Genomic DNA, 19,321 nt, shown 5'->3' with positions numbered 1-19,321 from the left:
TGAGCTGATCGGCGGCGCCCGCCGATTGCTCCTGCAGCTCCAGCGCCGAACGGGCAGCAGCGATATCGGCGTGGTTGGCGATATTGGCCGGCAGATCGGCCAGCACTTCCTTGGCGTGGTCGATCTCGCCCATGCCGATCAGGGCGCGTGCCAGGCCGCCGAGCGCGGTCGGATTCTCCGGCTCCTCGCCCAGCACAGCAGAAAACGCCTGCGCCGCACCGGTCCAATCCTGCTCGGCCATCGCGGCCTTGCCCTGCTCCAGCATCTGCCCAGCGACGTCGCCTTCCAGCGCGCCGCCGGCCAGGCCCTCGACGAATTTCTTCAACTGGCTTTCCGGCAGAGCGCCGACGAAACCATCCACCGGCTGGCCCTTCGAGAAGGCATAGACGGCCGGAATCGACTGAATGCGCAGCTGCTGCGCGAGCGGCTGGTTCTTCGGCTCGTCAATATTGACCTTGACCAGCTTCACCTTGCCGTTGGCGGCCCTGACCACCTTTTCCAGCGCCGGGCCCAGCTGCTTACAGGGGCCGCACCAGGGGGCCCAGAAGTCGACCAGCACGGGTACCTGCATGGAGGCCTGGATGACGTCCTGCATGAAGGTGGTGATATCAGCGTCCTTTACCAGGTCGCCGGCACCGGCTGCCGGCGTGGCGGCGGAGGAAGCGGGTTTGGCTCCAAGATCCATGACGCGGTCTTCTTCGGTTGAGGTGGACAGTACAGCTAAGCGATTGGAACCAGAGATAATGGCGTCAGGGGCAAAAGCCAACACCCGGGCCTCCTGTTTCCCGGGGTAGCTGCCGGAATAAAGGCGTCCAGCGGCGCGGAACAACCCGAGGCTTGTCCAGGGAAATCAGCCACTTCTCCCTTATGCCGAGGATCACTGTTGTCATCCCCGGCCTCATCTATCCGTCTATGCCCGTTGGGCCGGGAATGCGGGCCAGCGCGGCGGGAACCGAAGCTTGCCTCAGCGCGTATAGAACCCGGCACGGAGGTGTCCCATGTCGACCGCCGAACAGGTTTACTTCGCAGGGCTGATCTTCGCGTTTCTCGCCTTCGCTGGCGGAATGCTGCTGGGGATGATCACATCCTCTCATGCGCCGCCCGCGCCGGTCGGCGAGGACAGGGCGCGCAGCACGCCGCTGAACTGAATTTTTTAGAAGACGATCACGATCTTTCCAAAGGCCTGGCCTTCGCCCATATGGGCATAGGCCGCGCGCACGCCGGTTTCCGAGAAGTCGAAGCTTCGGTCCAGCACCGGATGCATCTTGGAAACGTCTATGGCGCGCAGCATAGCGTCCAGTCCTTCCTTGCTGCCGACGGTAATGCCTTGCAGCCGCAGCTGCTGCATCACCACCAGCGGCAGATGGATTTCGGGCCGCGGGCCGGAAAGCACGCCGATCATGCTGATCATGCCGCCTGGCCTGATTGCGCGGATCGATTGCATCAGCGTATCCGCGCCGCCCAATTCGATGATGTGATCCAGTCCCTGGCCGCCGCTGATCGCCCGTGCCACGCGCCCCCATTCAGGATTGTCGCGGTAGTTGATGCCATGGTCGGCGCCAAGCGCTTTGGCTTTCTGCAGCTTGGCGTCGCTGGAAGAGGTAACGATCACCTCAGCGCCGGCAAGCTTGGCGAATTGCAGGGCAAACAGGGCCACGCCGCCGGTGCCTTGCACCAGCACGCGATCGCCCGGCTTAACCTGCCCCAGCGTGACGATGGCGCTCCAGGCGGTCAGCGCGGCGCAGGGGAGGGTCGCCGCCTCCTCATAAGAAAGATGTTCGGGGATCTTCGCCAGGGCGTTGGCGGGGAAGCTGCGGTATTCGCAGAGCCAGCCATCGTTCGGGCTGCCGATGCCGGCGCTGAATTTCTCCACGCTTGGCTCGCCCGACAGCCAGGTTGGCATGAAATGGCCCAGCACGCGGTCGCCGGCCTTGAATGCGGTCACGCCCTCGCCGACGGCGACGATATCCCCGGCGGCGTCGGAGACCGGAATCACCGGCAATTTCTGCTTCGGATTGTAAACACCTTGAACCAGCAGCCAGTCCCGGAAATTCAGCGAGCAGGCCCTCACTCGCACCACCGCTTCGCCGGGGCCAGGCGCGGGTTGCGGCCGTTCGGCCATCTTCAGCTGATCGAGCGCAAAGCCGTGCAATTCGATGGCGCGCATCGCCATGAGTTTCCTCCCGTCATTGCTGCCGGGATTATGATGGCAGCGTTATGGTGGCGTCCAGCCTGTCGCTAGGAGAGGGGCGCTCGGGCCCTGTTTCAGCGTTTGATCGGTTTCACCAGTTCATGGGAGTAAGGCCGGAAGCCATAGCGGGCATAAGCTTCCTCGGCCATGGTGTTGCCGGCCAGCACACCAATCATGATCTTGTCCATGCCGCGTTCGGCGGCGATGCGTTCGGCTTCCGCCACCAGCGCCCGCCCGATGCCACGGTCGCGCGCTTCCTCGCGGATGAACAATTCGGCGATATAGGCGTAAGGGCGCAGTTCCGGCCGCACATAGATCGGATGGGTCTCGAAACTGAGGAAGAGATGCCCGACCACGCGTCCGTCCATCTCGGCCACCAGCACCGTGCCGCCGCTCTTGGCGACACGGTTTAGCGTCGCCTGCAGTGTGTCTTCCGCACCGGTCTTGTCGATGCGCCGGTCATGCGAGATCGGCTCTTCGTAGATGTTGAGCTGCCAGGCCTGCTCCAGCAGAGCCGGGCGGTCCTCGTCGGTGGCGGCGCGGATGCGGAAACTCATGCCGCGAAGCTGACTTCGCAGCGGCCCAGGCCTTCTGCATGCACTTCGATGCGGTCTCCGGGCGAGGCCGGCAGCATCGGGAAGAAGGTGCCAGTCATCACCACATCGCCCGCCTTGAGCGGCAATTCGTCCTTCACCATGCGCGCCGCCAGCCAGGCCAGGGCGTGCAGCGGGGCGCCCGCCACCAGCGCACCGGTGCCGCTGGCCACCTGTTCGCCGTTCTTGGTCATTGTCATGGTCATGCGGCGCAGATCGAGGCCGTCCAGCTTGCGCGCCGTGGCGCCCAGCACGAAGGTGCCGCTGCCTGCATTGTCCGCGATCAGATCGACCGCCTTGGTATTGAGCTGCGCGATGCGGCAGCCCACCACTTCAATGGCGGGCACGACATAGGCGACAGCACGCAGCACATCCACCAGCGTCGGCCGCTCCATCACCAGATCGCGCTCCAGCACCACCGCCACTTCGCCTTCCAGGCGCGGCTGCATCACGCGGTCAACCGCCACCTCGTCGCCATCCCCCATCAGCATATCGGCATAGAGCATGCCGTAGGCCGGCTCGCTCAAGCCCATGGCCTTCTGTGCCGCCTTGGCGCTGACGGCCACCTTGCGGCCGATCAGCTGCCGGCCGGTCTTCAGCCAATGCGCGCGGTTCACCGCTTGCACCGCATAGGCCGCGTTCAGATCGCCCTCGGCAAACAGGTCGCGGATGGGCGCGCAGGGGGTGTTGGTTTCCTCGGCCTGGCGCAGGCGTGCAGCAGCTTCGTCGATCTTGGCGCTCATCGTCTTATCCTCAAGCTAGGCCGGCAGCGGCATTGGTCTGGTCCGGGCCGACGCCGACCGATTTTCCGGCGGCGATGATCTCGTTCCAGGTATTGGTGTCGATGGGGATGCCCTCGGCCAGGCGTTTGGCCTTGGTGTTGCGTTCAGGCTCGCCGGCGACCAGCACCTGATCCACGCCAGGCGCGGCAGGCGAGGCCTTCACCCATTTCACGAAGGTGGCCAGTTCCTGCCGCCAGGTCTCGGCGCCGCCCAGCTTGGCGGGATCGATGATCACCGAGAGCATGTTGTTGGTGATCGTGTTGCGCGCCCAGTTGTGGTCATGCAGCGTGCCGCCGCCGGTCAGCGCCCCGGCCAGCATTTCGACGATCACGGCCAGGCCATAGCCCTTATGCGCGCCGAAGGCGAGGATCGCGCCCTTCGGGCCGCCGGGCTGGAACATGATATTCGGATCGGTGGTCGGATTGCCCTTGTTGTCGATCAGGGTTTCAGGCGCGACCTGCTCGCCCTTGTTCATGGCGACCCGCACCTTGCCCATGGCGATCTTCGAGGTCGCCATGTCGAGCACCACCGGCTCGCCGCCCGGCTCGGTGGCCGGCAGGGCACAGCAATAGGGATTGGTGGCAAAGCGCGCATCCGAGCCGCCATGCGGCGCCACCAGCGGCGGCCGGCCGACGACGTTGACGTAATGCATGGAGACGAAGCCAGCGGCGGCGCACTGCTCACCCCAATGGCCGATACGGCCGATATGGTGGCTGTTGCGCAGACTGACGACGCAGACGCCGGTTTCGCGGGCGCGGCGGATGCCGAGCTCCATGGCGTCATGGCCGATTACCTGGCCATAGCCCATATTGCCGTCCAGATTGAGGATGGCGCCGTGATCGCTGATCACGGTCGGTGCCTGGTTCACCTGCAGGCGTTTCTCGACCACCGCCAGGATGTATTGCGGCAGCATGCCGATACCGTGGCTGTCATGGCCGGTAAGGTTGGCCAGCACCAGATTCTCGGAGACCAGGGCAGCCTCGCGCTCATTGCTGCCACCTGCCAGCACGATATGGCGCACCGCGGCGCGCAGATTCTCTGCCTTGACGATGACGGTTCCGCCCATTGTCTCCATCCTTCTTTCTTGATTGCCGTCCGGTTTATCGGAAAGCCGAAGCCTAAACAATCATCCAGATAACAGCGTAGCCGACAGGTATTTGACCGGATTGGCGGCTTCCGGCAGAGTGGCGTCATGTTTAAGACCAGTCTTGCCCCTCTTGCGCTGCTGGCATTCTTGGCCGGCTGCAGCTCTAGCCTTGAGCAGAAGGCCATCACCGCCCAGACCAGCATGATCGGTTTCACGGATGCGCAGCTTAAGGCCTGCCTGGGCGAGCCGGTGGCGGTCAACCGTGAGGGCGGCACCGATATCTGGAGTTACTTCCGCGAGACCAGCCGTTCGGCGACATCGGTTTCCGATGTCGGCTACACCCCGACCAACCGCGGCGAGACGTCCTACGATTATTTCCGTTATTGCGAGGCCGTATTCCTGTTGCACGGTGGCAAGGTGCAGGCGCTCGAATTCCGCGGCCGCACCTCGACCGGCCGCCGGACGCTGGAGCCCTGCGGCGCGCTGGTGCAGCGCTGCGTGCCGGGCAAGTGAATCCGTGACCTATGCATCTGACCTATGCAATCGTCATGCTCAGGCCGAGCCGTGGCATGACGGCCCTGTTCATGCTTTCAGTTAATGCGCGTCGTCCCAGTTGTCGCCGACGCCGGCTTCGACGGTCAACGGCACGTCCAGTGTCGCCGCATTCTGCATCACGCGCTTGGCCACTGCGATCGTAGCTTCGACTTCTGCCTCGGGCGCCTCGAAGACCAGTTCGTCATGCACCTGCAGCAGCATGCGCGCCGACAGCCCCTCGGCCTTCAGCGCCTGCGGCAGCTTGACCATGGCATGCTTGATGATGTCGGCTGCGCTGCCCTGGATCGGTGCATTGATGGCGGCGCGCTCCAGGAAGGCGCGCTCAGCCGGGTTCTTGGTATTGATGTTGGGAAAATGCACCCGGCGGCCGAACAGGGTGGTGACGTAGCCCTGTTCCTTTACCTGCTTCTTGGTGCGATCCATGTAATCCTTGATACCGGGATAGCGCTTGAAATAGGCGTCGATATAGGCGCGTGCCTCGCCCTGCGGGATGCCGAGCTGGGCTGCCAGGCCGAAGGCGCTCATGCCGTAGATGATGCCGAAATTGATCGCTTTTGCGGCGCGACGCACGCTCGGGTCCATGCCTTCCACAGGCGTGTTGAACACCTGCGAAGCGGTCAGCGCATGGATGTCGACGCCGTCGCGGAAAGCCTGCTTCAGCGCGGCGATATCGGCGATATGCGCCAGGATGCGCAGCTCGATTTGCGAGTAGTCGGCCGAGATCAGCTTGTAACCGGGTTCGGCGACGAAAGCGCGGCGGATCTTGCGGCCTTCCTCGGTACGGATCGGGATGTTCTGCAGGTTGGGATCGTTGGAGGCGAAGCGGCCAGTATTGGTCGATGAGATCGAATAGCAGGTATGCACCCGCCCGGTCTTCGGATTGATCTCCGCCACCAGCGCATCGGCATAGGTGCTTTTCAGCTTCTGCAGCTGCCGCCAGTCCAGCACCACCCGCGGCAATTCATGACCCTGCGCCGCCAGTTCCTCCAGCACGTCCGCGCCGGTGGAATAGGCGCCGGTCTTGCCTTTCTTGCCGCCGGGCAGGCCCATCTTGTCGAACAGAATCTCGCCCAGCTGCTTGGGTGAGCCGATATTGAAATTCTCGCCGGCCAGTTCGTGGGCCCTCTTCTCGAAGACCTCCATGCGTTTGGCGAAATCGGCGGAGAGGCGGTTGAGTTCGGCGGGGTCAACCTTGATGCCGGCCACTTCCATGTCGGCAACGATCTTGGGCAGTGGCCGCTCGACCGTCTCGTAAAGCGTCACCAGCTTCTCGGCCAGGAGGCGCGGCTTCAGCAGGCGGTGCAGCCGTAAGGTCACATCGGCATCTTCGGCAGCATAATCGCGCGCCTTGTCCAGCGGCACCTCGGCGAAGCTGATCTGGTTCTTGCCGCTGCCACAGACGTCCTCGTACTTGACCGTGGTATGGCCAAGATAGCGTTCGGACAATTCGTCCATGCCGTGGCCATGCTTGCCGGCATTCAGCACGTAGGACAGCAGCATCGTGTCGTCATAGCCGACAATCTCGACGCCATAGGCCGACAGCACGGCGATGTCGTATTTGATATTCTGCCCCACCTTCAATACGGCCGGATCGGCCAGCATCGGCCGCAGTTCGTTCAGCGCCTCTTCCAGCGGGATCTGCTTCAGCTCGCCGTCGCCGCCGAGATCGAGCCCGCCGCCTGGCTTTACATGGCCAAGCGGGATGTAGCAGGCCTCCGACGGCGTCACGGCAAGGCAGATGCCAACCAGCTTGGCACGTGTCGGCAGAATGCTCGTCGTCTCGGTATCGATGGCGACGATACCTTCTTCATAGGCGCGCTTGATGCAATGTCTGAGATCGGTGATCTCCTGCACCAGACGATAGCTTTCAGGCCGCGGCGTGTCGGGCGGCGTCTCCGGTCCGCCTTCGCCTTCGTAGGCCACCGGTGCGGCCTGCATCGGCTGTGCCGCCATGCCGCTATCGACAGAGCCGTTGCCGCGCAGCTTCAGCCGGTTCTCGATGCGCGTTTTCAGGCTGCGGAATTCCATCTCGTCGAGGAAGGCCGCCAGCTTCGGCCATTCCACCGGGCCGAGCTTCAGATCGTCCAGGCCGAGATCGAGCGGCACGTCGTCGCGCAGTCGCACCAGCTCACGCGAGATGCGTGCCTTCTCGGCATTCTCGATCAGGGTTTGGCGCCGCTTCGGCTGCTTGATCTCGGAGGCGCGCGCCAGCAGCGTGTTGAGATCGCCGAACGTGTTGATGAGCTCGGCTGCCGTCTTGATGCCGATGCCGGGGACGCCGGGCACGTTGTCGGTGCTGTCGCCGGCCAGTGCCTGCACGTCCACCACCTTTTCGGGCGGGACGCCGAATTTCTCCATTACTTCGGCCGCGGCCAGCTTGCGGTCCTTCATCGGGTCCAGCATGGTCACGCCGTCGCGTACGAGCTGCATCAGATCCTTGTCGGAGGAAACGATGCAGACTTCCATGCCGGCCTCGCGGGCCAGCTTGGTATAGGTCGCGATCAGGTCGTCGGCCTCGAAGCCGTCTTTCTCAATTGCCGCCAGGCCGAAGGCAGCAGTGGCATCGCGGATCGGCCTGAATTGCGGGATCAGGTCTTCCGGCGTTTCCGACCGGTTGGCCTTGTATTCGGGATAGATCTCGTTGCGGAAATTTGCCCGCGCGGCATCGAAGATCACCGCCATATGGCTGACGGCCTCGTCATGCTCCGCCCGGTCGCGCAGCGAGTGGAGCATGTTGCAAAAGCCCGACACGGCGCCAACCGGCATGCCGTCCGACTTGCGCGTCAGGGGCGGCAGCGCGTGATAGGCGCGGAAGATGTAGCCGGAGCCGTCGACGAGGTAGAGGTGATGCTTCGCCCTGCCAGCCATGCGGCGATCAATGCGCGCCGTGGTGGGCGCCATCCTTCAGCACGTAAAGACGGCTGCAATAGGGGCATTCGATCTCGTGCTTGTGGCCCATATTCAGGTAGACACGCGGATGGCCGAGCGCGCCGCCGCCGCCATCGCAGGCCACCACCGGGCTTTCCACCTGGATGGTCTCGCCGTTCACGGGTGCGGTCTTTTGGGCTTGCATGGTCGTCTGTCTCCAGAAAAGCCGGCTGGATGAGAAAGCCGCCAGGTCCGCAGTTTGACCCCTCGGCTGCGAGGTGATACCTACCGCAGCCATGTCCGCTTCGCCAGTCTTTCGGCCTGCCCAACCGATGCCGGAAAACCAAGTAAATAGCAGCCCGGCCGTCGCAGGCCAGCCGCCCGCCATCGCGGTGCGCGGGCTGTTGAAGGTCTATGGCCGCGGCGAAAGGGCCAAACAGGCCCTGAAAGGCATCGATCTCGATATCCCGCGCGGCAGCTTTTTTGGTCTGCTCGGCCCCAACGGTGCCGGCAAGTCGACCCTGATCAACATCCTCGCCGGCCTGGTGCGCAAGACCGCTGGCACGGCCTCCATCTGGGGCCACGACATCGATACCGATACGCGGCTGGCGCGTGCCGCCATCGGGGTTGTGCCCCAGGAACTCAATCTCGATCCCTTCTTCACGCCGCGCGAGGCGCTGGAATTCCAGGCCGGGCTTTATGGCTTGCCCAAATCCGAGCGCCGCACGGATGAAATCCTCGCCGCCGTGGGCCTTTCCGATAAAGCGAACTCCTATGCCCGCACGCTCTCGGGCGGCATGCGGCGTCGTCTGTTGGTGGCCAAGGCGCTCGTGCATGCGCCGCCGGTGCTGGTGCTGGATGAGCCCACTGCCGGTGTCGACATCGAATTGCGCCAGCAGCTCTGGGCCTATGTGCGCGAGCTCAACGCCGCGGGCACTACGGTGGTGCTGACCACGCATTACCTGGAAGAAGCCGAAGCACTTTGCGACCGCATCGCCATCATCAACCACGGCACGGTGGTGGCCAGCGACGAGACGCCGGCCTTGCTTCGCCGCCTCGACCGCAAGGATGTGATCCTGACGCTTGGCGCCGATCTCGATGCCGCGCCGGCCGCTTTCGCCGATCTGCAGGCCGAATTGCTCGATCCGCGCCGCCTGCGCCTGCATTACCGCCCCAGCCAGATGCCCTTCTCGGCGGTGCTGTCCCGGATCCAGGCGGCAGGGCTTGAGATCGTCGATCTCTCGACGCAAGAGGCCGATCTGGAAGACCTCTTCCTCGAACTCACACGCAAGCGTGTGTCGTAACATCTAGACTGCATCGCGAGTTCTTCGCTTGGCAGGGCTGATCCGGGTGGTCCCGGGGGCGTTAACACACTTATACCGCCCGCGCCTTGCCCGGCCCGACTCCCCCCGGTAAGGTCCGCGGCGTCTTTTTCCGGGCCCGTCAGGCAGATCATGAGCCGCATCGTCATCGCCGATCAAAGCATTGCCTTCGACGGCACCAGCCTGGAGCGCGGCGCGCTCGGCGGTGCCGAAACTGCTCTGATCGAACTGGCCCAGGCGCTGGCATCGCGCGGCCATGAGGTCAGCGTGCATAACCTTTGCGAAAAAGCCGTCGATCATCGTGGCGTTGCCTGGCGGCCGCTGCGGGATGGCGTGCCGGATGCGCCGGATCTGTTCATCGCCAATCGCGGCAACCGGCTGCTTCAATTCGCACCGCGCGCCCGCACCACGGTATTCTGGACGCATAATCCGGCCACCTATATGCGCAAGCCGCGCTATCAGTGGGCCTTCCTGCGGCGCCGGCCGATCATCGTTTTCTTGGGCGAAAGCCATGCCGCCACCTATCCCTGGTGGGGTATCGATGGCGGCCGCAGGGTCATTCCTTACGGCATCTCCGACCGCTTCCTGCATGCGGCACCACGCACGCCGCCGGCGCCACGCGCTGTGTTTACCTCGAATCCGCAGCGTTCGCTTGATTGGCTGCTGCAGATCTGGGCCGAGCGCATTCATCCCGCGATGCCCACGGCCGAGCTGCATGTCTTCGGCGGCATGGGCGTCTATGGCAGTTTCGGCGCGCGCAAGGCTGCGCAGATGAATGCGGTGTTCGAACAAGCGAAAGCCCTGGCTGACAAAGGCGTTGTGCTGCGCGGCGCTGTTGGCAAGGATCAGTTGGTGAGCGAGCTGGCGGCGGCGCGCTGTCTGCTCTATCGCGGCGATCCGGGCGAGACCTTCTGCCTGGCTGCCGGCGAGGCGCAGGCAATGGGCGTGCCCGCCGTAGTCGAGGCGATCGGCAGCCTGCCCGAGCGGGTGCGGCATGGCGAAACCGGTTTCATCGTCGATGGCCAGGCCGCCTTCGCCGACGCCGCGCTGCGCCTGTTACGCGACGACGATCTATGGCTACGGCAGCATCAGACGGCTTTGGCAACACAGCGCGATCTCACCTGGGATCGCTGCGCTGCCAGTTTCGAGGCTTTAATGCGTTGATGCCAAAGGATGACCGGGGAGGGAAAGGCCATCCGGCTTTACCCGATCCTTGCCCCGGCCTTGCCTCCGGAAGATGGCTCGGTTAAGGTCCGCCCCGTCGTTCAGGCCGCCCGTCGGCCCTTGAGGACGCCCCAGCACCCGTAGCTCAGCTGGATAGATCGCTGCCCTCCGAAGGCAGGTGTCAAGCCGGTTTGGGCAAGGAAGGAGACTAATATAGATAATATGGGCAAGGATTTGCGAGGTCCGCGTTCTTGGCTTTCAACTCGCAAAAAGTTCACGTAAGTACTGCGTAAGCAGTTGCGACCGGTAAGCACCCGTAGCTCAGCTGGATAGAGCGTCGCCCTCCGAAGGCGAAGGCCACAGGTTCGAATCCTGTCGGGTGCGCCAAATTCCGCCGATTGTCTTCTATTGCCGCCGATAACTGCCGAAACTACGCCCGCGCAAAGAGCGTGAGACGGTTCTCGCGCGAAAAAGCGTAGAAACGGCGGTGTTTGGCGGTGAAAAAGTTCGAATCGTTTCCGATTGGTCGATTTTGACCCTGCGCAGACGCGGTTTATGGGGCATTGAACGACCGTTATGCGCCCGTTACCGGCCATTGGCGTCCACACCCTCGCTTCCCAAAACCGGTTGACCTGCTTCCCGCCGATGTAACCTAGAACCTGTCGGTCAGCTTCCGGCCCCCGAGGGCGTCGGTGGGACATCATTTCCCAAACTGCTTATCGTAAGACATCTTCAAACGCTCGAACACCTGTTCCTGGCGCTCGTGATCGCCCGAGACGGTGAACGCCATGAGCTGGTCCAGCGTCATGCCGCCCCCGGCATAGACGTCGAACAGAGCCGGTGACACCGACGCGAGCCTCAGTCGCTGCTTGACCACGTTGACCGAGACGAAGAACGCGGCGGCGACCTCCTCCTCGGACTGGCCCTTCTGGCGAAGCACGAGGGAAGCGCGGAACTGGTCGAGCGGATGTAGCGGCGCGCGCTGGACATTCTCCGCCAGCGAGTCCTCCTCGGCGATGCCGCCCTCGCGGATCACGCAGGGCACCGGCGCCGTCTTGGCGAGGCGCTTTTGCTTCACCAGCAGTTCGAGGGCGCGATAGCGCCGGCCGCCGGCGGGGATCTCGTACATGCCGACACCTGCATATAGTCATGCGCCGGCACATAGAAGGCCCGGTTGCCCGCCGATGCGGAAGTCGATGCCGGAGGCTTCGATCAGGGCGTCGTCGCGCGGTTCTATCAAACCCGTCGGCACCGGCGGCGCTGCGGCTGCCACATCCTCGGGCAGGTTTCGCACTGGTCGGTATTGAAGATCGTGAAGCGCTTCAGGAACGGGATTGCCTGGGCATCCTCGCCGGTCTCGCGAGCGCGCCGCTTCTCGTCCTCCGGCACGAAGCCTCCGGACGAAGCGGTCGGCATAGGCGACGGTGGTGCCGCACTCGCCCTTCATGACATTGCCGCCGAGCGACAGCGCCTGGCGGAAGGTGAGCCAGCTCTGGCCGGAGAAGCCGCGTTCGATGACCGCGCCCACAAGAGCAACACGTTGATCCCGGAATAGGTCCGGCCGGTCGAGGCGTTCTATGGCAGGCCGAGCGGCGCCTTCGCCGCCACCGTGCCCCATGGTTGGACCCAGGGCACGCGGCCTGCCTCCAGCTCGGTGATGATCTTGTCGGTGATCTCGGAATAGAGTTTGGTCCGGTCGCGCCTGGCGCCAGCGTTTCGCTTGTGTCTGGACATCGCGGTTCTCCGCGACGGGCGCCAAGGGCCTTTCCCTCGGCTTTCAACCCGTCACGGAAAACCGGTCCGCACTCTCACTCTCGGGGCGTTGCGTGGTGTCCCCGCAGAAGGGATCGGGCGAGACTACAGGCTCGGCCGCAGGGGATGGCCTTTCGCTCCCGGGTTGTCCACGTCGCGGGCCATTCGCTTCCAATCCGCGGCGCGGTGGCTGCCAACCAGCCGATTCAACCTCGTTGGTCTTTTCCTTTACTGCTCGATGTGATACAAAACCTCGCACTATAGCTGTTGAAGTGCAAGAGTATGTATCTATGCCTCAGGCCCCATCCCAGCGCGAGATAGCCCGCGATCTCCTAGAGGCGCGTGGGATTCTGCGCCTTGCAGAACTCAGGAATGCCGGTGTGACCGCCGCAACCGTCAGCCGTATGGAGAAGGATGGTGAGGTCATCCGCCTGGCGCGCGGGCTCTACCAGCTCCCCGACGCAGAGCTCGATGCAAATCACGGCCTTGCCGAGGCGGCCAAGCGTTTCTCCAAGGGCGTGATCTGCCTCGTCTCGGCGCTCGCCTTTCATGGCCTCACGGATCAGCTTCCCAAGAAGGTGTGGATGGCGATCGGCCGGAATGACTGGACGCCAAAGCCGAGCGACATGCCGATCCGTGTGCTGCGTTTCTCGGACGATCTGCTTGCCGACAGCGTCGAAACCCATCTGATCGAAGGCGTGCCGGTAAAGGTGTTCGGCGTGGCGAAGACCGTCGCGGACTGCTTCCGCCATCGCGGCAAGATCGGTCTTCCTGTCGCACTCGAAGGCCTGCAAGAGACTCTGCGCCAACGCAAGGCCACACCGGCCGAGATCGCCAGGGCGGCGGATACAGGGGGGGTCGGCACAGTGATCCGCCCTTATCTGGAGGCTCTGACCGCCAATGGCTAAGGAGATCAAGAATATCGGCGCCTCGATGCGCGCCCGGCTCCTCAACCTCTCCAAGGCGAACGGACAGAGCTTCGATCTGGTGCTCACGCGCTTCGCGCTGGAGCGCCTCCTGTTCCGGCTCGGCCAGTCACCCACGCCGACCGCTTCGTGTTGAAAGGGGCCATGCTCATGATGAGCTGGTTCGACGATCCGCACCGCGGGACGCGTGATCTCGACCTGCTGGGTTTCGGGGACTCGAGCGAAGCCGCGATGCTGGCGACATTCCGGGACATCCTCGCTCAGGACGCCGAAGACGGCGTCGTGTTCGATCCGGCTACGCTGCGTGTCGACCGCATTCGCGAGGAACTCGACTATGGCGGACTCCGGCTGCGTGCGATCGCTTCGGTCGGAGGGGCCCGGATCAATCTGACAATCGACATCGGCTTTGGCGATGCGCTGGAGCCTGGGGCGGAAGTCGTCGACTATCCGGTGATGCTCGACCTGCCCGCGCCAAGACTACGCGCCTATGCGCGGGAGACCGTCATCGCCGAGAAATTCCAGGCTATCGTGGCGCTGGGCCGGGCCAACAGCCGGATGAAGGACTTCTACGACATCTGGATTCTCAGCCGGTCGTTCAGCTTCGATGACGACCGGCTCGCCCGCGCCATCGCGGCCACGTTTGCGCGACGTGGGACGGCAATTCCGACCGAACCGCCCGACGCGCTTACGCCGGCATTTGCAGCAGACGAACAAAAGCAGCGACAGTGGCGCGCCTTTGTTGAAGACCTTTCCGTGGATCCTGGCGAATTGGCTGACGTGGTAGGAGAGCTAAGCGTTTTTCTTATGCCTTATGCCTCCGACGCCAGAGCGATCTGAAGACAAGGCGGGCGGACCCGTACGAGGCGCCGGCTGCGTTGCAATCTCGGCCGCGGATATAGCGGGGTGACACGACACCCACTTTCTCGTACACAAATGTGTATCCATCGGATACACTGCCCGGATGGACAAGGATGTCGGGCTACGCATCAGGGTACAGCGTGAGCTGCGTGAGCAGTTCGTGGCCGCCTGCCGTGCCGAAGACAAGCCGGCCGCGCAGGTGATACGCGAGTTCATGCGCTCATACGTGAGCGACCAGAAGCAGTCGCGCAAGTCATCGCCGACTCGACCAATAAGAAATCGATGGGGGCGCATGGCAATAAAGAAATCTGAAATCTAACGTTCGTTGCGGGCAAGCTGCGACGCCCTTCGCGGCGGAATGGATGCGAGTCAATACAAAGACTACGTTCTCTCGCTGCTCTTCATTAAATACATCAGCGATAAGTATGCAGGCGAACCATACGCCCGATTACTGTGGCGTACCGATCAGGAAAAGGTCGCGGTCCTCTCGTGTCGGCGGTCCCGTGAAACGCGCATATGCTGCGGAGCAGCCCGCAATAGCCGGCCAATTTGGTCGAAAACCTCGAGCCCTGTCCCGCCTCGAAGGGCGTGATTTCATGCAAGCGATGATGTGCCTTGTTTATGATCGTGTAGAAGGGTGTCGTGTCGCGCAATTCGGACAGGGCAATGAACCAGCTCCGAAGGCAGAGGTCACAAGTTCGAATCTTGTTGGGTGCGCCATTCTCTCTATGCAGCATTCTGTCTATGCTTCTCTCTATGCAGCGTCACCAGCATACCGCGAGGAACATCTCTCCATTGCCTATCGGCGCGACATAACGCGCATCCGTCAGAGCAAAATGTCTGTGTCGTGCAAAGACAAGGCGTTAGTGGAAATTTCGATAACTTAGCGCAATTGTCAGGTGTGACCTTTTTTGGTCAGCCATAACCTGGCCACGTTTCGCCGGTTTCTCGCTGGCCATGTCATCTTCGCTCGCCTTACTCATGCTCCTCGCCACGGGCGGTCTGGTTGTGCAACCGGTTTCGTCCGTTCACGCAAAGCCGCTCCCCGTGGAGGCGGGGCTGTCGATTGAATCGGCTCACCTTGCTGCGCCGCCTCCGCTATTCATGGCCCCAGCGGCAAGGAAAGCCGCCGTGCCGGCGAACAATGTTCAGCAGAAGAACACGAAGGACCCCTGGGCGCCGTATATCGCGGAGGCGCATCAGCGTTTCGGCATTCCGCAAGACTGGATACGCGATGTCATCCAGGTGGAAAGCAGTGGCCGCGCCAAGGTTAACGGCAAGCCAATCGTCTCCAAGGCCGGCGCAATGGGGTTGATGCAACTCATGCCGGATACCTACACCAAGATGCAGCGCGCCCATGGTCTCGGATCGGATCCGCATGACCCGCGCGACAACATTCTGGCTGGCACCGCATACCTGCGCGCACTGCACGATTGCTTCGGCTGGCCGGCGATGTATGCGGCCTACAATGTCGGTCCCAAGCGGCTAGATGATCTGCGCCGCGCCAACCGCAACCTTCCGCGCGAAACTCAGCACTTCCTGGATAAGCTCGGCGTTGCATTCGAAGAGACGGCAAAGAAAAAACGTTTGAAGGCAGCAGCCGTGCTGGCGGTATCGGCCGCGTCAGAAGCGGTAACGACGCAGTACGCATATCTTGGCGGGCAGGAAGACGAGAATTACGCCGAGACGCTGGGCCTCACGGCCTGTCCGCTGCAAGACAGTGCCGCAAGCAACGCTGCGTCTAATGCCGAACGAGGCTGATCAGGTGTAAACCTGCAGATTCTACTTGACATTTGAGTTAAATCCGTATACGGATCAAGAATAAGAAATATAAACGGGGGAAGCGCAAATGGCGCAGGGCGCAATGCGGGGACAGGATCGCCCCGTCATCATCATTGGCGGCGGCATCGGTGGTTTAGCCACTGCGCTGGCCTTGGCCTTGAAAGGCATCCGCTCGATTGTGCTGGAGCAATCGGCCGAGTTCCGCGAGGTCGGCGCCGGCATCCAGCTAGGCCCGAATGTTTTCCGTCGTTTCGAGCGCCTCGGTATCCGTGCCGCCATAGAAGCCGACGCGGTCCGTCCCGACAATCTGATCATGCGTGATGCGCTGACCGGCGAGGAGGTCACCCGCATCCCGATGGGCGATCATTGCGTAGCCCGGTTCGGCATGCCTTATGCTGTCACTCATCGCGCCGATTTGCATTTGACGCTGCTCAAAGCCTGTCAGGCGCAAAAGCTGATCGAGCTGCGCAACAATGCCAAGGTCACGGCTCATCACGACAATGAGGACAGCGTTTCGGTCACTTTGGCGGATGGCGAAACGGTCTTTGGCGACTGCATCATCGCCTGCGATGGCTTGTGGTCCCGTATGCGCGACGCCGTCGTTGGCGATGGCAAGCCGCGCATCTCGGGCCATATCGCTTATCGGGCGGTGCTGCCCATCGGGGAAGTGCCGCAGAACCAGCGTGAAAACAACGTGGTGCTCTGGGCCGGGCCGAAGACGCATCTGGTGCATTATCCGCTGCGACGCAGCACGCTTTACAATCTCGTCGCAGTGTTTCATTCCAACCGTTACGAGGAAGGCTGGAATTCCTTCGGCGATCCGGAAGAGCTCAACGAGCGCTTCCGCAATCAGCAACCGGAAGTCCTGACCCTGCTGGGCAAGATCGAATCCTGGCGCATGTGGGTGCTGTGCGACCGCGAACCGGTGGACAACTGGACCAAGGGGCGCATCACCTTGCTGGGCGATGCCGCGCATCCGATGCTGCAATACCTCGCACAAGGCGCCTGCATGGCGATCGAGGATGCCGTCTGCCTCGCCGATCATCTGAGCGAGCTGCGCGACGATCCCAACAAGGCTTTCCTGGCCTATCAGAAGGAGCGCTATTTGCGCACCGCGCGGGTGCAGGTGATGGCGCGAGTCTACGGCGATTTCTATCACGCCACCGGGCCGGTGCGGGAATTACGCAACCAGATGCTCGCCGGCCGGACGATGCAGCAGGCCTATGATGGCAATGCCTGGCTCTATGGCGGTTGACCCGCTACAGCGCGTCGAGGGGCAGCTTCAGATACCGCACGCCGTTGTCTTCCGGCGGCGGCAGATGGCCCGCGCGCATGTTGACCTGCACGGATGGCAGGATCAGGCGCGGCATGCCTAAAGTCGCATCCCGCTTGGTGCGCATGGCGACGAACTCGTCTTCGCTGATACCGTCGCGGACATGCAGATTGTTGGCGCGTTCCTCGGCCACCGTGGTCTCCCAACGATATTCGTCTCGGCCAGGCGCCTTGTAATCGTGGCACATGAACAGCCGGGTCTCGGGCGGCAGCTCGAATATCTTGCGGATCGAGCGATAAAGCTGCTGCGCATCGCCGCCTGGGAAGTCGCAGCGGGCGGTGCCGAAATCCGGCATGAACAGCGTGTCGCCCACAAAGGCGGCATCGCCGATCACATAAGTCATGCAGGCCGGCGTATGGCCGGGTGTATGCATCGCCATGGCGTCGATGGTGCCGATCCGAAAACGCTCGCCGTCCTGGAACAGGTGATCGAACTGGCTGCCATTGCGCGCGAATTCGGTTCCGGCATTGAAGATCTTGCCGAAGGTGTTCTGCACCACGGTGATGTTGCTGCCGATGCCGAGTTTTCCACCGGCTTTTTCCTTCAGATAGGGGGCGGCCGAAAGATGATCGGCATGGATATGGGTTTCCAGAATCCAGTCGACCGTCAGCTCCTGCTGGGCGATGTAATCCAGCAGTTTATCGGCTGAGGCCTTTCGCGTGCGGCCGGAGGCTGGATCGAAATCGAGAACGGAATCAATGACCGCGCATCGCTTGGTCGTGGGATCGCCCACCACATAGGAAATCGTGAAAGTATCCGGATCGAAGAAGCCTTCGACGGCAGGTTTCATATAGGGCCTCACTCAGGATACGCGTCCCAGCAGCGGTTCTAGCCTCGCCGCCCGCAGCATAATTTGTCAATTATGTAGTGTGGAATGTGTCGGCTGAAACCTGCGGATCAGTTCTGCCGTGCCTTGGCGAAGGCGGCGAGGATAAGAGCGCCGGATAGTCCAGCCGCACCAAAGGCGAAGAGCAGGTTGTAGGAGCCGGTGAGGTCGAACAGGAAGGACAGAAGATAGCCGAAGCCGGCCGAAGACAGCGCCCAGCCAACGGTTAGCCAGCCCCAGACCTGCCGATGGCCGGTAAAGCCTACCATTTCGGCGACACGGCCGGAGGCCAGCGCCGAGATGCCAGGCGTCAGCGCACCAACCACCATGGCGGAAATCATCAAGGATACCGGATGCTGCGACAGGATCGGCAGTAGCACGGCCGCCGCCTTGATGCCAAGGCCGCCGACGAAGCTGCGGTAGAAGCCAAGCCGTTCCGCGACGATGCCGCTTAGCAACGGCCCGCAGAGCGCGCCGATGCCGAACAACACCCAGAAAAGGCCGCCTGCCGTCACGCCACGCCCAAGGCCACGGGCGATGTAATCGGCCCAGAAGACGGTATGCGGCACGAAGCCCGCGGCATCAAGAATATAGGCCGCCAGGAGAAGAGCGACCGGCAAGGTGAAGCGCCGGGGCGGCAGATCCGTCGGCGCTGTGATCGGCGCGATGTCACCGCCAGCCCATTGCCGCCAGGTGAGTGCGGCGAGCAGCAAGGTCAGAACACCCATGCCGAGCCAGACCGGCATGGGTCCCCATGCCGCGAGAGATGGCACCAGTGTGCCGCCACAGATGATGCCGATACCAACCCCGGTAAACACGATGCCATTGCTGCGCGCACGGTGAGTTGCAGGCGCTCGGGCCAGAACGAGCGGCACGGCGCCGACCATCAGCAATCCACCGGTGAAACCTGCCAGGAAGCGCCAGGGCGCAAACCAGGCAAAGCCCCAGGGCAGGGCGCAGGCGATCAGGCTGATGCCGGTGGTTGTCATCGCGAACTGCGTCAGCCGTGCCATTGGCGCGATTCGCGCAAGGCTTGCCGTCAAAAGGCTGCCGACCACGTAACCGGCCAGATTGGTGGCGCCGAGATAAGCCGCATCGCCGGCGGTGAGCCATTGCTGCTCGATCAGCACGGGAATCAGCGGCGTATAGCCGAAGCGCGCGAAGCCGATGCCGACAAGCAATGCGCAAAGGCCGGCCAGGGCGTCGCGCCAGACGGGATTAATCATGGGAACCAGACTAGGGGGGCGGCGGATCTGTTGTCTGGAATGATAGTGCAGCGCCG

General features: G+C 62.9%; 20 protein-coding genes, 1 tRNA gene and 2 pseudogenes. 12 read left to right on the top strand and 11 right to left on the bottom strand.

Annotated elements, in window-relative coordinates:
• A partial coding sequence (locus tag Q0603_RS12700; protein WP_298726195.1) for a thioredoxin domain-containing protein occupies positions 1-685 on the bottom strand: 685 nt, incomplete at its 3' end.
• A 313-nt stretch (positions 686-998) separates the two neighbouring features.
• Here Q0603_RS12700 and Q0603_RS12695 point away from each other — a divergent pair.
• Positions 999-1,148 carry a hypothetical protein gene (locus Q0603_RS12695; RefSeq protein ID WP_298726193.1) on the top strand — a complete coding sequence of 50 codons (150 nt, stop codon included), beginning with the start codon at positions 999-1,001 and terminating at the stop codon, positions 1,146-1,148.
• A gap of 5 nt (positions 1,149-1,153) precedes the next feature.
• Here the strand turns inward: Q0603_RS12695 and Q0603_RS12690 are convergent, their stop codons facing one another.
• The 4 genes from Q0603_RS12690 to Q0603_RS12675 form a co-directional block, all read right to left on the bottom strand.
• Positions 1,154-2,173, bottom strand: a complete 1,020-nt coding sequence (locus Q0603_RS12690) for an NAD(P)-dependent alcohol dehydrogenase (protein ID WP_298726191.1) — start codon at positions 2,171-2,173, stop codon at positions 1,154-1,156.
• 92 nt (positions 2,174-2,265) lie between these two features.
• Positions 2,266-2,748, bottom strand: coding sequence for a GNAT family N-acetyltransferase (locus tag Q0603_RS12685; RefSeq protein WP_298726188.1), 483 nt, complete (start codon positions 2,746-2,748; stop codon positions 2,266-2,268).
• Positions 2,745-3,527, bottom strand: a complete 783-nt coding sequence (locus Q0603_RS12680) for a fumarylacetoacetate hydrolase family protein (protein ID WP_298726186.1) — start codon at positions 3,525-3,527, stop codon at positions 2,745-2,747. Before Q0603_RS12680 ends, Q0603_RS12685 begins: the two co-directional genes overlap by 4 nt.
• 10 nt (positions 3,528-3,537) lie before the next feature.
• Positions 3,538-4,632 (bottom strand): malate/lactate/ureidoglycolate dehydrogenase, encoded by a 1,095-nt coding sequence (locus tag Q0603_RS12675; RefSeq protein WP_298726184.1) that lies wholly within the window; start codon positions 4,630-4,632, stop codon positions 3,538-3,540.
• 126 nt (positions 4,633-4,758) lie between these two features.
• On the opposite strand from Q0603_RS12675, the gene Q0603_RS12670 reads away from it, so the two are divergent.
• The gene (locus tag Q0603_RS12670; protein WP_298726182.1) at positions 4,759-5,166 is read left to right on the top strand and encodes a hypothetical protein; all 408 of its coding nucleotides are present in this window, start codon (positions 4,759-4,761) and stop codon (positions 5,164-5,166) included.
• Between the two features lie 81 nt (positions 5,167-5,247).
• Here the strand turns inward: Q0603_RS12670 and polA are convergent, their stop codons facing one another.
• Both polA and Q0603_RS12660 read right to left on the bottom strand, forming a co-directional pair.
• On the bottom strand, positions 5,248-8,076 hold the full coding sequence (gene polA, locus Q0603_RS12665; RefSeq protein ID WP_298726180.1) for a DNA polymerase I: 2,829 nt from the start codon (positions 8,074-8,076) through the stop codon (positions 5,248-5,250).
• A gap of 7 nt (positions 8,077-8,083) precedes the next feature.
• The gene (locus Q0603_RS12660; protein ID WP_298726178.1) at positions 8,084-8,281 is read right to left on the bottom strand and encodes a zinc-finger domain-containing protein; all 198 of its coding nucleotides are present in this window, start codon (positions 8,279-8,281) and stop codon (positions 8,084-8,086) included.
• 91 nt (positions 8,282-8,372) lie between these two features.
• Between Q0603_RS12660 and Q0603_RS12655 the strand changes: the two genes are divergently transcribed.
• The 3 genes from Q0603_RS12655 to Q0603_RS12645 all read left to right on the top strand — a co-directional run bounded on the left by Q0603_RS12655 (position 8,373) and on the right by Q0603_RS12645 (position 10,949).
• Positions 8,373-9,380, top strand: coding sequence for an ABC transporter ATP-binding protein (locus tag Q0603_RS12655; protein ID WP_298726176.1), 1,008 nt, complete (start codon positions 8,373-8,375; stop codon positions 9,378-9,380).
• Between the two features lie 150 nt (positions 9,381-9,530).
• A complete protein-coding gene (locus Q0603_RS12650) occupies positions 9,531-10,562 on the top strand; it encodes a glycosyltransferase family 4 protein (RefSeq protein WP_298726175.1) in 1,032 nt (343 codons plus the stop codon).
• A 310-nt stretch (positions 10,563-10,872) separates the two neighbouring features.
• A tRNA-Arg gene (locus tag Q0603_RS12645) sits at positions 10,873-10,949 on the top strand.
• Between the two features lie 325 nt (positions 10,950-11,274).
• On the opposite strand, the pseudogene Q0603_RS12640 reads toward Q0603_RS12645, so the two are convergent.
• Positions 11,275-11,694: pseudogene (locus Q0603_RS12640) on the bottom strand (DNA-binding protein); the annotation flags it as partial.
• 2 nt (positions 11,695-11,696) lie between these two features.
• Positions 11,697-12,296, bottom strand: a pseudogene (locus tag Q0603_RS12635) (ArdC-like ssDNA-binding domain-containing protein); the annotation flags it as partial.
• Between the two features lie 308 nt (positions 12,297-12,604).
• On the opposite strand from Q0603_RS12635, the gene Q0603_RS12630 reads away from it, so the two are divergent.
• The 7 genes from Q0603_RS12630 to Q0603_RS12605 all read left to right on the top strand — a co-directional run bounded on the left by Q0603_RS12630 (position 12,605) and on the right by Q0603_RS12605 (position 17,135).
• Positions 12,605-13,222 carry a type IV toxin-antitoxin system AbiEi family antitoxin domain-containing protein gene (locus Q0603_RS12630; RefSeq protein ID WP_298726174.1) on the top strand — a complete coding sequence of 206 codons (618 nt, stop codon included), beginning with the start codon at positions 12,605-12,607 and terminating at the stop codon, positions 13,220-13,222.
• Complete coding sequence (locus Q0603_RS12625; protein WP_298726173.1) at positions 13,215-13,376, top strand: hypothetical protein; 162 nt, start codon at positions 13,215-13,217, stop codon at positions 13,374-13,376. The genes Q0603_RS12630 and Q0603_RS12625 overlap by 8 nt, the downstream gene beginning before the upstream one ends.
• Before the next feature lie 14 nt (positions 13,377-13,390).
• Positions 13,391-14,077: a nucleotidyl transferase AbiEii/AbiGii toxin family protein gene (locus Q0603_RS12620; RefSeq protein WP_298726171.1), complete on the top strand. Its 687-nt coding sequence runs from the start codon at positions 13,391-13,393 to the stop codon at positions 14,075-14,077.
• Between the two features lie 124 nt (positions 14,078-14,201).
• A complete protein-coding gene (locus Q0603_RS12615) occupies positions 14,202-14,417 on the top strand; it encodes a hypothetical protein (RefSeq protein ID WP_298726169.1) in 216 nt (71 codons plus the stop codon).
• 6 nt (positions 14,418-14,423) lie between these two features.
• The gene (locus Q0603_RS19375) at positions 14,424-14,690 is read left to right on the top strand and encodes a type I restriction-modification system subunit M N-terminal domain-containing protein (protein WP_366132657.1); all 267 of its coding nucleotides are present in this window, start codon (positions 14,424-14,426) and stop codon (positions 14,688-14,690) included.
• A gap of 539 nt (positions 14,691-15,229) precedes the next feature.
• A complete protein-coding gene (locus tag Q0603_RS12610) occupies positions 15,230-15,859 on the top strand; it encodes a lytic transglycosylase domain-containing protein (RefSeq protein WP_298726167.1) in 630 nt (209 codons plus the stop codon).
• A gap of 88 nt (positions 15,860-15,947) precedes the next feature.
• Positions 15,948-17,135: a 3-hydroxybenzoate 6-monooxygenase gene (locus tag Q0603_RS12605; protein ID WP_298726165.1), complete on the top strand. Its 1,188-nt coding sequence runs from the start codon at positions 15,948-15,950 to the stop codon at positions 17,133-17,135.
• Positions 17,136-17,139: 4 nt separating this feature from the next.
• Here the strand turns inward: Q0603_RS12605 and Q0603_RS12600 are convergent, their stop codons facing one another.
• Positions 17,140-18,003 carry an MBL fold metallo-hydrolase gene (locus tag Q0603_RS12600; RefSeq protein WP_298726163.1) on the bottom strand — a complete coding sequence of 288 codons (864 nt, stop codon included), beginning with the start codon at positions 18,001-18,003 and terminating at the stop codon, positions 17,140-17,142.
• A 107-nt stretch (positions 18,004-18,110) separates the two neighbouring features.
• Positions 18,111-19,265 (bottom strand): YbfB/YjiJ family MFS transporter, encoded by a 1,155-nt coding sequence (locus Q0603_RS12595; protein WP_298726161.1) that lies wholly within the window; start codon positions 19,263-19,265, stop codon positions 18,111-18,113.
• Positions 19,266-19,321: the final 56 nt, after the last annotated feature.

The organism is uncultured Ferrovibrio sp. (genome assembly GCF_937960835.1).
Classification (GTDB): Bacteria; Pseudomonadota; Alphaproteobacteria; order Ferrovibrionales; family Ferrovibrionaceae; genus Ferrovibrio.
Note: the sequence above shows the minus strand (reverse complement) of the source record. Positions and strands in the feature narration are given on the sequence as shown.

Bases quoted from the DNA above. Each gene is read 5' to 3' on its own strand.
- Q0603_RS12695 (WP_298726193.1), top strand. From the start codon at position 999: ATGTCGACCGCCGAACAGGTTTACTTCGCAGGGCTGATCTTCGCGTTT.
- Q0603_RS12690 (WP_298726191.1), bottom strand. From the start codon at position 2,173: ATGGCGATGCGCGCCATCGAATTGCACGGCTTTGCGCTCGATCAGCTG.
- Q0603_RS12685 (WP_298726188.1), bottom strand. From the start codon at position 2,748: ATGAGTTTCCGCATCCGCGCCGCCACCGACGAGGACCGCCCGGCTCTG.
- Q0603_RS12680 (WP_298726186.1), bottom strand. From the start codon at position 3,527: ATGAGCGCCAAGATCGACGAAGCTGCTGCACGCCTGCGCCAGGCCGAG.
- Q0603_RS12675 (WP_298726184.1), bottom strand. From the start codon at position 4,632: ATGGGCGGAACCGTCATCGTCAAGGCAGAGAATCTGCGCGCCGCGGTG.
- Q0603_RS12670 (WP_298726182.1), top strand. From the start codon at position 4,759: ATGTTTAAGACCAGTCTTGCCCCTCTTGCGCTGCTGGCATTCTTGGCC.
- polA (WP_298726180.1), bottom strand. From the start codon at position 8,076: ATGGCTGGCAGGGCGAAGCATCACCTCTACCTCGTCGACGGCTCCGGC.
- Q0603_RS12660 (WP_298726178.1), bottom strand. From the start codon at position 8,281: ATGCAAGCCCAAAAGACCGCACCCGTGAACGGCGAGACCATCCAGGTG.
- Q0603_RS12655 (WP_298726176.1), top strand. From the start codon at position 8,373: ATGTCCGCTTCGCCAGTCTTTCGGCCTGCCCAACCGATGCCGGAAAAC.
- Q0603_RS12650 (WP_298726175.1), top strand. From the start codon at position 9,531: ATGAGCCGCATCGTCATCGCCGATCAAAGCATTGCCTTCGACGGCACC.
- Q0603_RS12630 (WP_298726174.1), top strand. From the start codon at position 12,605: ATGCCTCAGGCCCCATCCCAGCGCGAGATAGCCCGCGATCTCCTAGAG.
- Q0603_RS12625 (WP_298726173.1), top strand. From the start codon at position 13,215: ATGGCTAAGGAGATCAAGAATATCGGCGCCTCGATGCGCGCCCGGCTC.
- Q0603_RS12620 (WP_298726171.1), top strand. From the start codon at position 13,391: ATGATGAGCTGGTTCGACGATCCGCACCGCGGGACGCGTGATCTCGAC.
- Q0603_RS12615 (WP_298726169.1), top strand. From the start codon at position 14,202: ATGGACAAGGATGTCGGGCTACGCATCAGGGTACAGCGTGAGCTGCGT.
- Q0603_RS12605 (WP_298726165.1), top strand. From the start codon at position 15,948: ATGGCGCAGGGCGCAATGCGGGGACAGGATCGCCCCGTCATCATCATT.
- Q0603_RS12600 (WP_298726163.1), bottom strand. From the start codon at position 18,003: ATGAAACCTGCCGTCGAAGGCTTCTTCGATCCGGATACTTTCACGATT.
- Q0603_RS12595 (WP_298726161.1), bottom strand. From the start codon at position 19,265: ATGATTAATCCCGTCTGGCGCGACGCCCTGGCCGGCCTTTGCGCATTG.